Origin of the sequence: Sphingopyxis sp. (assembly GCF_016704835.1) — a bacterium.
Lineage (GTDB): Bacteria > Pseudomonadota > Alphaproteobacteria > Sphingomonadales > Sphingomonadaceae > Sphingopyxis.
Genome location: NZ_JADIZJ010000005.1, coordinates 244,993 through 259,236, shown reverse-complemented (window position 1 = coordinate 259,236; position 14,244 = coordinate 244,993). Strand labels below are relative to the sequence as shown.

The following is a 14,244-nucleotide window of genomic DNA, read 5'->3' as shown; positions in this document are numbered from 1 at the left end:
GGATAGGCGCGTTATAAGCGCCCGGGCCCCATCAAGCAAAGGTCAAAATGGCAGAAAACCAAGAAAAATCAGGCGGTGGCGGCGACTTCGCTGATGATAATGCGAGCGAAAGGCAGGCACTGGCCGCACTTGGGTTTGCGGCCCAATTGTGCATAAGCTGCCTTGGCACAGCGCAACTGGCCATCGCGCGCGACATCGCGCAGCTGGCTTTCTCTTATTGCGTTGCAGACACAGACGACCATGTGCGAATCCTTCTCAACAACCATGATGTAGGGATAGTGCGAGGGATTCGCAACAGGAAAGATGCGACTGGTTCGCAATTCGAACAGTGACATTTTTAGGCGGCGCAACCCTTGCCCGGAAGTTGATTCGCGGGCATAGGCGCGCCCATCCTCCCGCACCCCGCTTACAAAGGTCGACGCCCATGAAAGTGAATGTCTATGTGACACTCAAGCCGGGAGTTCTGGACCCGCAGGGCAAGGCGATCCACCATGCCCTCGAAGGGCTGGGCTTCGGCGGCGTCGCCGACGTCCGCGCCGGACGTTTCATCGAACTCGACGTCGCCGACGGGACAAGCGATGCCGATCTCGATGCGATGTGCGCCAAGCTGCTCGCCAATATGGTGATCGAAAACTACCGCATCGAGCGCCCCTAAAAGGAGCCATAGCCATGAAGACCGCCGTTATCGTCTTTCCGGGCTCCAACTGCGACCGCGACATGGCCGTCGCGCTCGAACAGGTCACTGGTGGCGCGCCCGCGATGGTGTGGCACCGCGACACCGACCTGCCCGATGGCACCGAGTTCATCGCGCTGCCCGGCGGTTTTTCCTATGGCGACTATTTGCGTTCGGGCGCAATGGCGGCGCGCTCGCCGATCCTGCGCGCGGTCGCCGATGCCGCGGGCCGCGGCGTCCCGGTGCTCGGCGTGTGCAACGGTTTCCAGGTGCTGACCGAAGCGCAGTTGCTTCCCGGCGCGCTGATGCGCAACGCCGGGTTGAACTTTGTCTGCCGCACCGTGCCGCTGAGGGTCGAAAACAGCCAGTCGCTGTTCACCGCGAGCTATAACGCTGGTGAAGAAATCAACATTCCGGTCGCGCATCACGACGGCAATTATTTCGCCGACGCCGCAACGCTCGACCGCATCGAAGGCGACGGGCGCGTCGCCTTTCGCTACGCTGACAGCGTCAACGGCTCGGCGCGCGATATCGCAGGGGTACTGAACGACGCCGGCAATGTGCTGGGCATGATGCCGCACCCCGAGCGCGCGATCGACCGCGCGCATGGCGGCACCGACGGGCTACGCCTGTTCGAGGCGGCCCTCGGCGTCCTCGCCTGACAAATCGGTCGGCGCGTCGACCGCGGACTTCGCTTTCGGCTGAAGCCAGCGCCCGATGACAAGCAGCACTGTGGGCCAGAACATCGTATTCCAGATGTCGTGCCAATGCGCCGCATCGGGCTGGATCGTCGAGCGACTATGTTCGGCGGTCATGTCGAGCCATTCGCCACCGCAGGCCATCGCCAGCACCGCAAACCATGCGACAAGCCAACCGCCGCGCCACCGCCATGCGAGCCGGACGGCAAGAAACAGCGCTAGCCCGAAATAGATGTGCAACGCATCCTTGCCTAAGCCGCTCGCTTCGATGATCGAAAGTTTCCGTTCCTCGAACAGCGAGGCGATCTCAATCAATGTCATGGATCAAACCTTGGCAGCGAATGGCGTAAAGTCGGTGCCTTCGTCGAACACATCGACACCTTCGCGGCGTTTCAACGCGCCCACGACCAGATAAGTTGCGGGGGTTAACGCTGCTTCCCAAGCGACCTTCATCGCCCAGTTCGTCGCCATAACCAGCAGCACCTGCTCGGTTTCCCAGATACCGAGGAAGGCGATGGGGTAAAAGATCAGACTGTCGATCCCCTGGCCGACGATCGTTGATCCGATCGTGCGCATCCACAGGAAGCGCCCGCCCGTCGCGACCTTCATCCGCGCCAGGACGTAGCTGTTGACGAACTCACCGGCCCAGAACGCGACGATCGACGCGAGGACGATACGCCACGCGCTGCCGAATACGCTGTCATAGGTCGCCTGACACACCGCGCCGCTGCCACTGGCCTCGCCGGCTTTCAGCGTCAGCGCCTCGGTCCCGCTGCACCACCAGTCTGGCGCGGGGGGCATAGCGAGCACGACCCAACTCATGACCGCCATGAATATCAGCGCCCCGAAACCGGCCCAGATCACCCTGCGCGCCCGGGCATAGCCATAGACTTCGGTCAGCACGTCGCCGATGACATAGCTGATCGGGAAAAACAGGATGCCTGCGCCAAAGGTCATACCGCCAACCATCGACAGTTTCGACGCGCCGATGATATTGCTGAGCAGCAGCACCGCGACGAAAGCGGCCATCACGAGGTCGTAATAGCGAAAGTGCTTAATACTCGACGCGCTGACAAGCGCGGGCACGGAGGAAGGAGCGTCGGATTCGGACATCGGCACGCTGCTTAACCCGCTTTGCAGCCCGCGCAAACCACGCTATTCGCGCAGCCGGGCGCCCGTAGCTCAGCTGGATAGAGCACCCGCCTTCTAAGCGGGTGGTCGCAGGTTCGAATCCTGCCGGGCGCACCATTCCCGTTCGATGCAAGTTCACTCTAGGCCGAGCGATTCTCGATCGCGTTGCCCGGACAGAAAACCTCCTGCCATCAGGTGGAAGGCGTCGGCCGCCTTGGGCAGGACAGACTGCGGATCGTCGCTTGCCGCCACCCACAGCGCCGCATTCAAAGCAGCGCCGCAAAGAAGCCGGGCGGCCGCCTCGACATCGACCGGCTTCATTGCGCCGTCCGCGATCAATCTCGCGACCGTCTCCTTTGTTGCTTCGAGGCACGCGTTCTGGCTTGGCCAATGAGAGGGGTCGCCCAGAAAGGCGGGGCCATCGAGCAGAACGATCCGTCGTACCTCCGGATCCAGCGCCATCGCGATATAGGCTGCGCCTTCCGCCAGCAGCTGTTCCCAGGCACTGCCCGCGTTCGCGCTCGCCAGCCGGGCCCGGGACGCCATCTCGCCGTCGACCTCGGCCACAACCGCCGCGAGCAACCCCTTCTTATCGCCGAAATTATGGTATAGCGCGCCGCGCGTTAGTCCGACCGACGCGGTCAGCTCGTCCATCGACGACGCGGCGAAGCCATCGCATGCGAAGGCCCTTCGTCCCGCCGCAATCAGCTTGCCCCGGTTTTCCGCCATCGTATCCGCACGCCGCCGTCGCACCGCAATCCATCCTCTCTCAAATACGCCGCGTATGCCACTTGAATGCGCCACCAGCGATTTTATATACGTTGCGTATATGAGAATATGCAATCGGCATTCAACCCTCGGCGCCGCCTATCGGTGGCCGACAACAGGAGAGCTCCCGTGGCCAAGCGTGACGCCATTTTTCCCGCCGGTCGGCAAGATCTTTACGTTACCAATAGTTATTCCGCTGCGATCCGATCGGGTGACCTCCTCTTCGTGTCGGGACAGGTCGGCAGCCGCAGCGACGGCTCGCCCGAGCCCGACTTCGACGCACAGGTCCGCTTGGCGTTCGCCAACCTCGAGGCTACGCTGCAAGCGGGTGGATGTGGACTTGACGACATCGTCGATGTGACGACCTTTCATACCGACCCCGAAAATCAGTTCGCCACGGTGCTGACCGTCAAGGGCGAAGTCTTTCCCGAAGCCCCTTATCCAAACTGGACCGCGCTCGGCGTCAACTGGCTCGCGGGGTTCGACTTCGAAATTAAGGTCATCGCCCGCATTCCCGGCTGAATATCGTAGATTGGGGTTGTTGAAGGTGCGCGGCTTGGGATTCCCATCCAGGGAGCATCGTGGCGATTGCCTGCCTAAAGGTGAGAGACGCAGATGTATCAAATCTCGTTCCCGCGAGCGCGGGAGTGGCTTGGAAAAGGAGGGCGCGCCTTAGGCCGGTTGATCCACCGCGTCAGACCAGCGATGCAAACACGCCTAAGAACGCACGTTCTCCAAAAGTCCAGTTTCCGTATTTCGAAAGCGGCTCCGTTACGGATATCTGAGGGCGAAATCGAGCGCGGCGCGGACCGCTGTCACCTGTGCCAGGACGCATTCTTCCGGTGTGGTACGCGCGCTGTCGGGATAGACTTCGGTGGTCGTCGTGTACCGCGCGCCCGTAATCGTCGGGCACAGGGCGAGCGTCCGCAGCGGATATTCGATCACGCCATGTGCAATGACAGTCGAACCGATAATCTCGCCCTTTGCATCCGCAGGGGCAATATGGGTCACCTGTTCGACCGCGGCGATGATCGATTTCTGGAACTCGGGCTGCGAATTCTCGCAGTCGTCGACCAGATAGAAGCCATTGGGAATGACCTCGGTCTCATAGTCTTTGCCATCGCGCGCTGCTCGCGCGGGACCAAATTCATTCGCATCGCTGTCGGTTGTCTCATGGAGATCGACGTGAACAAGGAAAGGGGTTTGCACGGACCCGACGAGTTCGATCAGCGCAGTGGCTTCGCGCGCGGGTCCATCGATGCGAAAGTTCCGGTTCGGGTCGATGGCATCGTAGTTCCAGCGATTGATGCGCTCATACGCCCACGGGCTGACGCAAGGTGCAGTTAGCAAATTGAGCTTGCCGGCGTATTCTGTGGCGCATGTCTCCAGAAAGGAGAGGGCGCCGAGGACACCGCTGGTTTCATATCCATGCACGCCGCCGGTCACCAGCGCGGTCGGCAGCGCGGCATCGAAATCTCGATCGCGCAGCGCGAACAAGGTGTAGTGCTCCCCGGCATAGTCGAGCTCGCCATATGCGACCTTCTCAAAGCGATCGGCCAGCGCCTCGATGCGCGGCACGACATCGCGGTCGTATCGGCGCAAGCGCGATTGTCGGCTTCGCCATTGCTCGATCTCGGTTTCGCCCCAAGGTTCACCGGACGTGCCAACAGGATAGAAGTGGGGATGGTTCATCGCATTCTCGATCATGTCAGTTACGGGTGATGTTCGTGACCCGGCAGTGTGGTCGCAGGCACCTAGTCGCTCAAACTATCGGTCGGCCACAAATTTTTCGCTCGTGCATAGGCGAATCCGCTTTTCGATCATTCTAGGCGCTTGCACGAACTAACCTCAAGCTTCTGCACAATTTTTCTTCCGGCCAGATAGGTGGCCTCAGCCTCAGCCCCAGCAATTGTCGCGTTGCGTTCGATGTCCAACTGACCGAATTCGTCCCCGAAAACATGAATAAGGGGCGCATATGGACAATGCTGATACCGGCCGGATCGATCGCCGCGAAATGCTACGTGGGGCAGCCATGGCGGGGGCGGGTGTCGCCCTGGTGCAGCCTCTGCCCTTGCTGGCGAAGGCCGGAAGCCTCGGCGACATACGCAAGGCGGCGGAGGCTGGTAAGGACGCATCGATCAAGCGCCTGCGCGAATGGATCGCGCTGCCCTCGATCGCCGCGGAAAACCGCAACATGCCCGAGGGTGCCGCTTATTTTGCCGAGCTGGCCCGCGACGCGGGATTTGCCGACGCCGAGGTCGTGCCGACCGGCGGCCACCCTGGCGTGTTCGGGACGATCGACGTCGGGGCGCCGCGCACCTTCGGCCTCTATTTCATGTACGACGTCAAGCAATTCGACCCCGCCGAATGGTCGTCGCCTCCGCTCGAGGGCAGGTTGGTCGAGCGCAAGGAGCTCGGGACGACGATCGTCGGGCGCGGCGCTGGCAACCATAAGGGGCCCGAGGCGGCCTTCCTCGCCGCGCTCCACGCGATCCGCGCCGCGGGGCGCACGCTACCGGTTAATCTCGTCCTCGTCTGCGAGGGAGAAGAGGAGATCGGCTCGCCGCACTTCCGCGAACTGGTCACCAGCCCCAAAGTCCTCGCTGCGTTGAAGACGTGCGAAGGCGTTTTCATGCCGACGCCGATGCAGGGTCACGACGGCGCGGTGACGATTGAACTCGGCGCCAAGGGCATCGTCGAACTCGAACTGGTTGCAAGCGGCGAAAAATGGGGCCGCGGTCCCAAAAAGGACGTGCATTCTAGCCTGAAGGCCATGGTCGATTCGCCCGCCTGGCGACTCGTTCAGGCGCTCCAGACGCTGGTGACGCCTGATGGCAACACGCCCGCGATCGACGGCTGGTTCGAAAATGTGCGCAAGCTGACCGAGCGCGAGAAGGCCATGATCCGGAGCGCGATCACGCCCACGAGCGAAGCGGATATGAAGGACGCTTTCGGCGTCACGCATTGGATCGACGATCTCCGTTTCGACGACGCGGCCATACGCCTTGCGGAGCAGCCCACGATCAACATTGAGGGCCTCGTCGCGGGATATACCGGTCCCGGCGGCAAGACGGTCTTGCCGGGCCGGGCGGTTGCGAAGCTCGATCTTCGCCTCGTTCCAAACCAGACGCGCGCGGAGGCCGAGAAGAAGCTGCGCGCGCATCTCGACCGGCATGGCTTCGCCGATGTCGAGATGAATGTTTCGGGTGGCTATGATCCGACCGAGACCGCCGAGGACAGCCGCCTGGTCCGTGCCCAAATCGCAACTTACGCCAAATTGGGCGTGCGGGCCAACCTCAACGTCCGCCTTGCGGGTAGCTGGCCGGGGGGCGCCTTCACGCAGCCGCCGGTCTCTGTTCCCGTTAGTCGTTTTGGGCTCGGCACCGGTGCCAATGCGCATGCGCCCGACGAATATTATCTGATCGACTCGATCAAACCCAAGGTCGCTGGCCTGGTCGATGCGACGATGGGCTATGCGGAGTTTCTCTACACGCTCGCGGCGATCACATAGCGCGCATTGGCAAAACAACCGATCAACGGAGGGAATGATGTCCGAAGTTTCACGCCGGCAGCTGCTTGCCGCCACTTTGGCGACCGCAACGGCGGCGCCGTTCATCAGCCGTCCGGTGCGCGCGCAAAGTGCCGCCTATCCGCCGCGCACCTATCCCAAACGCGTCGTCGACCTGGTGAACGAGGCGCTGGTGATCGACATGCTTCATCCGCTCAAGACCGATATCGCGCCGGCGCCGATGACCGCCAAGCTGGCCGAGGAATATCGCACCAGCGGAGTCAGTGCGATCCTCCAGGGCGTCGGTATCAGGGATCCCGAAGCGCGCGACCAGGTGCTCTCCTTCTACGCACAATGGGGCCATTATGTGCAGGTCAACAGCCACGTCTTCACGGGTGTGGACAAGATGTCCGACATCCTCCGCGCCAAACGCGACGGTAAGGTCGCGGTCATCTGGGGGATGCAGAATTCGGACCATTTTCAAAAAGTCGAAGATGTCGAATTCTTCTTCAAGCTGGGGCAACGCGTATCGCAGCTGACCTATAATTGGCAGAGCCGCATCGGATCGGGCTCCACCGAGCGGGTCGATGGCGGCATCAGCGATTATGGCGCGTCGATCATCGAGGCGATGAACAAGGTCGGCATGCTGATCGACGTCTCGCATAGCGGGGACAAGACGACGCTGGATGCCATCGCGCTGTCGCCGAAACCGATCGCGATTACCCACAGCAACTGCCGCGCGCTCAATAACCACCCCCGTCTCAAGACCGACGAGGCGATCAAGGCGCTTGCGGCGAAGGGCGGGGTGATGGGCATCTCCGGGGTCCGCAATTTCGTGACCGCGGCCGAGCCGACCACGCTGGTTAACATCATCGACCATATCGACCATGTGGTGAAGCTGGTCGGGATCGAGCATGTCGGAATCGGCAGCGACCTCGACAACCATGGCTATGACGACATGCCGCCCGAGTTGATGAAGGGGATGAAGGGGATGTTGAGCGCTAGCTATGCTTGGCGCGATAAGCTCGACACTGACGGTTTTGACCACCCGCGCCGCATTTATGACCTCACCGAGGCTCTGCTGCGCCGCGGCTATTCGGCAGGCAATATCAAGGCGATCCTTGGCGGCAATTTCGAGCGATTGCTGACCGCGACATGGGGCGGCTGAAGCGGGCAGTCACGGCGTATGACTAACCGCCCGCCCGTTCGCCATTATTCGAGCAGATCGAGCGCGGCTCGGGCCATGGCCTACGCGCCACGCGTCACCGATGCTTCGGCATCAACGCGGAACAGCGGCGAATGAGGCGGCCGAACCGGCGCGCCGCCTTTTTTCGCGGCATCGAATTCGGCCTGCGGAATTCGGCTTCGACCGCCTGAGCGATATCCGGCTGCGCCGCGACCGGCGCGGCGATAAGGCAGGTGGCCAGCATGGTGATTGGGGTGCGTACGGGTCGATCTTTCCGTGCGCCATGCCGCGACGATATCGGCGACGAAGTAATTCTGATTGTGAGGGTCAGACATCCTACTGCCATTCTTCCTCTTGATCGGAATTTTCACGCTTTGACGGGCGTATCTCTCATGATTCGCATCCCGGGTCGGCGGTGAGTATTGGGACTTAAGCAGCGACATTGAGAAGAGGGAGAAACGCTAACGCTCTGACAGAAGATTATTGGTTTGCGAACAAAGGCCACTCCATCGAAATTGGATAGGAAGCACCGGCGCGGACTTGCAGCGCTGAGTGGACACGACATCGCAATATCGATTGGTGGAGTTGAACGAATGAAGCTGTCAGAGGAGCGTCTTGAGGAATTTCACGAAAACGGGTTCCTCGTCATCCCCGACCTATTTTCCGCAGAAGAAGTAGCGGAACTGCGGAGCGCGATGCAGCGAACGTTCGAACGGGACGATCCGGCGAACGTCCGCGAAAAGAAAAGCGGCTTGGTCCGCACCGCAATGGGGCTTCACCTGCGCGACGAGGTCTTCGCGCGGCTGATCCGCCATCCGCGCCTTGTCGAACCGGCGCAGCAGCTTCGCGGCGAAGCGCTTTACGCTCAGCAGGTGAAGATCAACGTCAAGGCCGCGTTCGAGGGCGAGCAATGGCAGTGGCACCAAGATTTCGCGACGCACCATCAGGATGACGGCGTGCCCGAACCGCTGGCCCTGAACCTCCACATCTTTCTCGACGATGTGACCGAGTTCAACGGCCCGCTGTATTTCTTCCGCGGGTCGCATAAATTCGGCAGCGTCGCGACATGGCACGATACGGTATCGACCAGCTTCGCGCTCTGGGTGGTCGAACAGGAAAAGGTCACGGAGATCGCTGAGGTCTGCCCGCTCGTCGCGGCGACCGGCCGCGCCGGGACCGCGCTGATTTTCGGCGACTGCCTCGTACATGGCTCGCCGCCGAACATGTCGCCCTGGAACCGCAGCATCTTCTCGCTGATCCTGAACCCGGTTGAAAACGCTTACACCAAGCTCGACCGAAAGGATCATTTTCATCACCGCGACCTGACGCCGGTTCAGCCGCTTGCCGACGATTGCCTTCTCCAGCCCGCGGGCTGAGCGGTCGCTGTCGATCCAAATTGATGTGAGTTGCCGAGTGCCGCGCGCCTTTGCGCGCGGCACAGGCTTATGGGGATATTCTATATGACGATGTTGGCGCGGCGATCATGGGTTGGCGACGAGAGCGAGGACCTGGTGCAGCGCATTGCCTCTGCGGTGGCAGCCAGCTCCACCGATGAAGTCGACCGACGGCTGTTCGAGTTGGTTGAGGAAAACCGGCAGATCCATGACGTCGGTGCAATCAATTTGAACCCCGCCACAAATGTCATGAACCCGCGCGCCGAGGCGCTGCTTTCGAGTGGTCTCGGCGGCCGGCCCTCGCTCGGCTATCCCGGCGCCAAATATGAAATGGGCCTCGAAGCGATCGAGCAGATCGAAACGCTCGCGGCTGAAGTCGCGGCCGAGGTCTTTGGCGCCCGCTTCGTCGAGTTCCGCTTGGCGTCGGGGGCGATGGCCAATCTTTACGCCTTCATGGCGACCTGCAAGCCTGGCGATGCCATTATAGCTCCGCCCGATACGATCGGCGGGCATGTCACGCATCATAGCGCGGGCGCGGCGGGCCTCTACGGGCTCGAAGTGCATAATGCGCCCGTCGATGCCGATAATTTCACGGTCGATGTCGCGGCGCTCGCGGAGCTTGCCCAGCGCGTGCGGCCTAAACTGATCACGATCGGCGGCAGTCTTAACCTGTGGCACCATCCGGTCCGCGAAATCCGAGCGATCGCCGATGACGTCGGCGCCTATGTTCTGTTCGACGCCGCGCATCTCTGCGGAATGATCGCGGGGAAAGCCTGGCAGCAGCCGCTGGAAGAAGGCGCCCATCTGATGGGCTGCAGCACCTACAAGAGCCTTGGCGGCCCGCCCTCGGGTCTGCTGATGACGAACGATGCGGAACTCGCAGAGCGGATTGACGCGATCGCCTACCCCGGCCTCACCGCGAACTTCGACGTCGCCAAGACCGCTTCGCTGGCGCTCGCGCTCCTCGACTGGAAAAAATATGGCGCCGACTATGCCGAGGAAATGGCCGCTACGGCATCGGCGCTGGCGCACCAGCTGGAGGATCGAGGCGTCCCCGTCTTCCGGACCGCGCGCGGAATTACCGGATCGCATCAGTTTGCGGTTCGCGCCGACACCTATGGCGGCGGGCAAAGTGCGGCGAAGCGCCTGCGGCGGGCGAACATCCTGACGTCCGGGATCGGATTGCCGATCGATCCGGTTCCCGGCGACTTCAACGGCCTGCGCATGGGAACACCCGAAATCGTTCGATGGGGAATGACGGTCGATGACATGCCCGACCTTGCAGAGCTTCTTGTCGATGCCCTGACGCTCGATGACGTGAGCGCCGTCGCTGGACGCGTTGCAGTGTTCCGGAAACGATTCCAGATGCTGCATTTCATACGCAATTAGCCGGTCGTCTCACCGCCAAGGGCCGCCCTCGCGTCCAGATTCTCCCCAAGGTGCGGGGGCGATTTCAGGCGGCGGGCGGCCTGGCCTGTTCCAGAAGCCATGCGACAAAGGTTTCTGCCGCGGTCGATAAAGGAATGGCCGACTTCGTGAGCAGATAGAATTGGTTCTTCGACGGCACCCGCCGGTCGGAAAGCGTTTGGAGCTCCCCGGTCCGCAGCAATTCGCCGATGAGCGCGGTGTGGCCGATCGTGAATCCCCGTCCTTGCAGCGTGGCATCGACCGTCATCGCATAGAGCGAGAAAGTCTGCGTTTTGAGCGCCCTGGGCGGCGTCAGACCCGTGCGGTCTAGCCAGTCGGCAAAATCATGTTCCCAATAGGGATCGAGCATCAGCGACGCGCCGATCAAGAGGCCCTGGTCGTCGCGTTCCAGCGTCTCGATTAACTTGGGGCTCGCGACGGGTACCAGCTCGTCGAAGAAAAGTTCGCGGTAGTCGCAACCGGGAAATGGGGGTTTGCCGTAGCGGATGGCGATGTCAAAGTTCGAGGTGCGCAGATCGATGATCGTTGGATCGGCCCAGATTTCGACGGTCGTATTGGTTTCGAGCGCGTGAAATTGCTCCATTCGCGGACCCAACCAGAGCTGGGCTAACGACGGGAGAATAGTGACGCGCACCGACTTGGCGCTGCCCGCCGACGTGATTTCGCGTGTTGCCGTAACCAGTTGATCGAGCGCGGGAGAGACGCGCTGGGCGTAGCGCTTTCCGGCTTCGGTCAATTTCACGCCCTGTGCATAACGCTGGAATAGATCAATCTGGAGGAAGGCTTCAAGCGCCTTGATGCGCTGGCTCACGGCGCCCGGCGTCACATTCAGACGCGTTGCCGCCAACGCGAAGCTTTCGGTCGCGGCTGTCTCGGCAAATACGCGAAGCCAGTCGAGGTTGGGCGTTTCGCGCAGCATCAATATGTCTGCCGCTTAGATGCAGAATTAGTCATTTGCGTGCCTTCCCCGATTGCCCACAAATTTGGGCATCCGATATTATTGTCTACAGGCGCAATGCGCGCTGTCGACATGGCCAATTCTGGGGGAAAGCCTTAGGTTTGTTAGCGTCCGCGCTCGTGGTGTAATTTCCGGTGTAGGCGATGGTGTATTCCGGGGTGGGGCTGCCCCCCCGGGCGTGGTGCCCGGTCTGTTATGGTGGGTGCACTAGTGAAACGACGGAGTGATAGGTGCAGGCAGGTTGACCTGGGCGAGTTGGCCTGGCGCGTCGCCACGAGCGGGCGGACCTGGCGCAAGGCTATCGCGACCGCGCTGGACCGGTGGCCGTGAACCTGAAAATCCCCAAGCTGCGTGCTGGGTCCTACTTTCCGGGCTTCCTGGCCCCGCAAGATGGTCGAGAAAGCGCTGGTGCGGTGATCCAGGAAGCGTGGATCGGCGGGTAGCCCGCGTATGAACTCGTCGCCTGGGCATGACCGGCATCTCAAGTCCACCGTCTCAAGCTTTGCAAGGACATTGACGAGCGCGTCGCCTTTGAACGCCCCTCACGGCGGCCTTTGGCTCCCCTATCTCGGTCGCAAGGCGGGCGGACTCAGCGTTGCCGCTGGCCTAACAAGGGCCGGCGCGGTCGGCCGCATATCGGCCCCTCGGACAGTCTTCTGGTCCGACTTCTGAGGACTGTTCGGCGTTACCGGGTAAGTGGTCATCTCCGATGCTCAGGGCCTAAGGGCGCGATCACCCCTCGGGCGCCCCTGGCGTGCGGGTGCCTTCGCGATGCCCTGTCCTATGTGCCCAGGCGAACACTGTCGTCGCCGCCGCGATCCGCCAGGTCTTCCTGCAGCCCGATCAGAAAAGCGCAACGCAGGTCTGGCGACAGGTCGCCGCAGTTGCGCCCCGTTCCCGCTCGGCGCCTGCGGCGAGCCAAACCCGTGCTCGCCTACACCGGCTTTCCCCAGCACCGCAGGTCACTAACCAATCCGCTCGAGGGCTCAACAAGAGGTCAAGCGCCGCGCCATGTGGAATTCCCGAACGAGAAGCATATCCGCCTGTCGGGGCTGTGCTGATGGAGCAGAAGAAGTGGCAGCTCCAGCCCGTACAGCAGATCAGGCTGGCCGAACTCAACCAACCCTAGGACAGCCCTACACATCCGCCAGCGCCGTGGCCGGCCGCAATACACCATGACGGACGCGACCTTAGGTTTTCTAGGCGTTCTCGTCGCGCCTGGCCGACAGCTTCCAATTTTTCAACTGAGAGCATCTGTTCGGTGGTTATGTTCTGAGTCATCGGCCAGCAGGAGCAGGGCTGACCCTGTGAGCCAGCATTACTGGTTTGCTCCGCGCGCCGGAAACCACCCTAAGTGGCGCTCCGATGGTGAACGGCGCCGGTATAAGGGAATGGATTGTGGATCGAAGGCAGCTTCTTTTTTCCGCTGCGGGAGCGGCCGCGACGCTTTCGACACCCGGGGCGGCGGCAGCCCGCACGATCGAAAAGGGTGCAGCGCGGCGGCTGCAGGATTCGACCTTGCTTGTAGACGGTCTGGATCCATCGGGGCTGACCGAAAAATATCTTGGCATGCTCGAAGCCGCCGGGGTCGACGTCTGGCATCAAAGCATGGGCGGGTTCGACAGCTTTGTGAAACTGCAGCACTTCTGCGACAAATATCCGGACCGGATTATCCAGGTCAAAAGCGTGCGCGAGATGCGGCAGGCGCACAAGGACGGGAAGATCGCGCATCTTTCCGGCTGGCAATCGGCAGAGACATTGATCCGGGACGCCGACCCAATCATGCCCGCGATCGGCAATTTGCGGGGATATAAGGAACTCGGACTTCGGATTGTCGGTCTCGTCTATAACGTTGCCGGCCCGTTCGGCGGCGGCGCGCTCGATCCTGGCGTTGGCCTGACGCGAGCGGGCAAGCGCCTGGTCGAGGAAATCCACAAGCAACGATTGGTGCTCGATGTTGGCGGACATACCGGCGAGCAGACATCGTTCGACGCGCTGGACATTTCACAAGGCGTGCCAGTGATCTGTTCGCACACAAATTTGCGCGCACTGGTTGACAACGAGCGCAACATGACGGACCGGCTGATTGAGAAGATCGCGACCACCGGCGGCGTCATCGGCCTGACGTCGGTCAACGATTTCCACGCGCGGACGCGCAAGGACACGCGCCCGGTAACGCCGCAAGTGGCTTTCGAGAAGCATCTCGATCAATATGACTATCTGAAGAAATTGGTCGGCGTGGATCATATCGGCCTCGGCCCCGACTTCATGTACGATAGGCCCGAACTGACGGCGATCGTCCCTGAACTGTGGCCGCCCGACGTCTACAGCAACAACCCGCCTTGGTTCATGGTGAAGGGCTATGAGACGATCAGCGATCTTCCCAATGTGACGCGGGGATTGATGCATCGCGGCTGGAGTGATGCCGAGATCCGCAAGGTGCTCGGCGAGAATTGGTTGCGCGTTTACGAAAAAATTTGGGGTGAGTGAGCGCGTAACG

The 14,244-nt window shown here is 61.6% G+C and carries 14 protein-coding genes, 1 tRNA gene and 1 pseudogene; 10 read left to right on the top strand and 6 right to left on the bottom strand.

Annotated features, from left to right (window positions below):
* Window positions 1-68: 68 nt before the first annotated feature.
* On the bottom strand, window positions 69-242 hold the full coding sequence (locus IPF76_RS10800; RefSeq protein WP_293843838.1) for a (2Fe-2S)-binding protein: 174 nt from the start codon (window positions 240-242) through the stop codon (window positions 69-71).
* A gap of 182 nt (window positions 243-424) precedes the next feature.
* Between IPF76_RS10800 and purS the strand changes: the two genes are divergently transcribed.
* Window positions 425-655, top strand: coding sequence for a phosphoribosylformylglycinamidine synthase subunit PurS (gene purS / locus IPF76_RS10795; RefSeq protein ID WP_293843349.1), 231 nt, complete (start codon window positions 425-427; stop codon window positions 653-655).
* Between the two features lie 14 nt (window positions 656-669).
* On the top strand, window positions 670-1,335 hold the full coding sequence (gene purQ / locus IPF76_RS10790; RefSeq protein ID WP_293843347.1) for a phosphoribosylformylglycinamidine synthase subunit PurQ: 666 nt from the start codon (window positions 670-672) through the stop codon (window positions 1,333-1,335).
* On the opposite strand, the gene IPF76_RS10785 is transcribed toward purQ, so the two are convergent.
* Together IPF76_RS10785 and IPF76_RS10780 are read right to left on the bottom strand one after the other, a co-directional pair.
* Window positions 1,297-1,692, bottom strand: coding sequence for a hypothetical protein (locus tag IPF76_RS10785; RefSeq protein ID WP_293843345.1), 396 nt, complete (start codon window positions 1,690-1,692; stop codon window positions 1,297-1,299). The genes purQ and IPF76_RS10785 overlap by 39 nt on opposite strands.
* 3 nt (window positions 1,693-1,695) lie before the next feature.
* Window positions 1,696-2,484, bottom strand: a complete 789-nt coding sequence (locus IPF76_RS10780; protein ID WP_293843343.1) for a queuosine precursor transporter — start codon at window positions 2,482-2,484, stop codon at window positions 1,696-1,698.
* A 58-nt stretch (window positions 2,485-2,542) separates the two neighbouring features.
* Between IPF76_RS10780 and IPF76_RS10775 the strand changes: the two genes are divergently transcribed.
* Window positions 2,543-2,619 (top strand) — tRNA-Arg (locus tag IPF76_RS10775).
* Window positions 2,620-2,637: 18 nt separating this feature from the next.
* Here IPF76_RS10775 and IPF76_RS10770 read toward each other — a convergent pair.
* Window positions 2,638-3,231 (bottom strand): TetR/AcrR family transcriptional regulator, encoded by a 594-nt coding sequence (locus tag IPF76_RS10770; protein WP_293843341.1) that lies wholly within the window; start codon window positions 3,229-3,231, stop codon window positions 2,638-2,640.
* Between the two features lie 168 nt (window positions 3,232-3,399).
* Here IPF76_RS10770 and IPF76_RS10765 point away from each other — a divergent pair, with 168 nt between their 5' ends.
* A complete protein-coding gene (locus IPF76_RS10765) occupies window positions 3,400-3,792 on the top strand; it encodes a RidA family protein (RefSeq protein ID WP_293843340.1) in 393 nt (130 codons plus the stop codon).
* A 249-nt stretch (window positions 3,793-4,041) separates the two neighbouring features.
* On the opposite strand, the gene IPF76_RS10760 is transcribed toward IPF76_RS10765, so the two are convergent.
* The gene (locus IPF76_RS10760; RefSeq protein WP_293843338.1) at window positions 4,042-4,962 is read right to left on the bottom strand and encodes a M14 family metallocarboxypeptidase; all 921 of its coding nucleotides are present in this window, start codon (window positions 4,960-4,962) and stop codon (window positions 4,042-4,044) included.
* A gap of 283 nt (window positions 4,963-5,245) precedes the next feature.
* Here IPF76_RS10760 and IPF76_RS10755 point away from each other — a divergent pair, with 283 nt between their 5' ends.
* From IPF76_RS10755 to IPF76_RS10740, 4 genes are all read left to right on the top strand, one after another.
* Window positions 5,246-6,781, top strand: coding sequence for a M20/M25/M40 family metallo-hydrolase (locus tag IPF76_RS10755; RefSeq protein ID WP_293843336.1), 1,536 nt, complete (start codon window positions 5,246-5,248; stop codon window positions 6,779-6,781).
* A 37-nt stretch (window positions 6,782-6,818) separates the two neighbouring features.
* Window positions 6,819-7,946 carry a membrane dipeptidase gene (locus tag IPF76_RS10750; protein WP_293843334.1) on the top strand — a complete coding sequence of 376 codons (1,128 nt, stop codon included), beginning with the start codon at window positions 6,819-6,821 and terminating at the stop codon, window positions 7,944-7,946.
* A 611-nt stretch (window positions 7,947-8,557) separates the two neighbouring features.
* Window positions 8,558-9,340 (top strand): phytanoyl-CoA dioxygenase family protein, encoded by a 783-nt coding sequence (locus IPF76_RS10745; protein ID WP_293843332.1) that lies wholly within the window; start codon window positions 8,558-8,560, stop codon window positions 9,338-9,340.
* Window positions 9,341-9,424: 84 nt separating this feature from the next.
* Complete coding sequence (locus tag IPF76_RS10740; RefSeq protein ID WP_293843330.1) at window positions 9,425-10,747, top strand: aminotransferase class I/II-fold pyridoxal phosphate-dependent enzyme; 1,323 nt, start codon at window positions 9,425-9,427, stop codon at window positions 10,745-10,747.
* A 64-nt stretch (window positions 10,748-10,811) separates the two neighbouring features.
* On the opposite strand, the gene IPF76_RS10735 is transcribed toward IPF76_RS10740, so the two are convergent.
* Complete coding sequence (locus IPF76_RS10735; protein WP_293843835.1) at window positions 10,812-11,705, bottom strand: LysR substrate-binding domain-containing protein; 894 nt, start codon at window positions 11,703-11,705, stop codon at window positions 10,812-10,814.
* Between the two features lie 335 nt (window positions 11,706-12,040).
* On the opposite strand from IPF76_RS10735, the pseudogene IPF76_RS10730 reads away from it, so the two are divergent.
* Window positions 12,041-12,184: pseudogene (locus IPF76_RS10730) on the top strand (IS256 family transposase); the annotation flags it as partial.
* 958 nt (window positions 12,185-13,142) lie between these two features.
* Entirely contained in the window at window positions 13,143-14,234 is a 1,092-nt protein-coding gene (locus IPF76_RS10725) for a membrane dipeptidase (protein ID WP_293843328.1), read from the top strand.
* The last annotated feature ends 10 nt before the right edge of the window (window positions 14,235-14,244 follow it).

Excerpts from the sequence above, each read along its gene's own strand:
- IPF76_RS10800 (WP_293843838.1), bottom strand. The coding sequence starts at position 242 with ATGGTCGTCTGTGTCTGCAACGCAATAAGAGAAAGCCAGCTGCGCGAT.
- purS (WP_293843349.1), top strand. The coding sequence starts at position 425 with ATGAAAGTGAATGTCTATGTGACACTCAAGCCGGGAGTTCTGGACCCG.
- purQ (WP_293843347.1), top strand. The coding sequence starts at position 670 with ATGAAGACCGCCGTTATCGTCTTTCCGGGCTCCAACTGCGACCGCGAC.
- IPF76_RS10785 (WP_293843345.1), bottom strand. The coding sequence starts at position 1,692 with ATGACATTGATTGAGATCGCCTCGCTGTTCGAGGAACGGAAACTTTCG.
- IPF76_RS10780 (WP_293843343.1), bottom strand. The coding sequence starts at position 2,484 with ATGTCCGAATCCGACGCTCCTTCCTCCGTGCCCGCGCTTGTCAGCGCG.
- IPF76_RS10770 (WP_293843341.1), bottom strand. The coding sequence starts at position 3,231 with ATGGCGGAAAACCGGGGCAAGCTGATTGCGGCGGGACGAAGGGCCTTC.
- IPF76_RS10760 (WP_293843338.1), bottom strand. The coding sequence starts at position 4,962 with ATGAACCATCCCCACTTCTATCCTGTTGGCACGTCCGGTGAACCTTGG.
- IPF76_RS10755 (WP_293843336.1), top strand. The coding sequence starts at position 5,246 with ATGGACAATGCTGATACCGGCCGGATCGATCGCCGCGAAATGCTACGT.
- IPF76_RS10750 (WP_293843334.1), top strand. The coding sequence starts at position 6,819 with ATGTCCGAAGTTTCACGCCGGCAGCTGCTTGCCGCCACTTTGGCGACC.
- IPF76_RS10745 (WP_293843332.1), top strand. The coding sequence starts at position 8,558 with ATGAAGCTGTCAGAGGAGCGTCTTGAGGAATTTCACGAAAACGGGTTC.
- IPF76_RS10740 (WP_293843330.1), top strand. The coding sequence starts at position 9,425 with ATGACGATGTTGGCGCGGCGATCATGGGTTGGCGACGAGAGCGAGGAC.
- IPF76_RS10735 (WP_293843835.1), bottom strand. The coding sequence starts at position 11,705 with ATGCTGCGCGAAACGCCCAACCTCGACTGGCTTCGCGTATTTGCCGAG.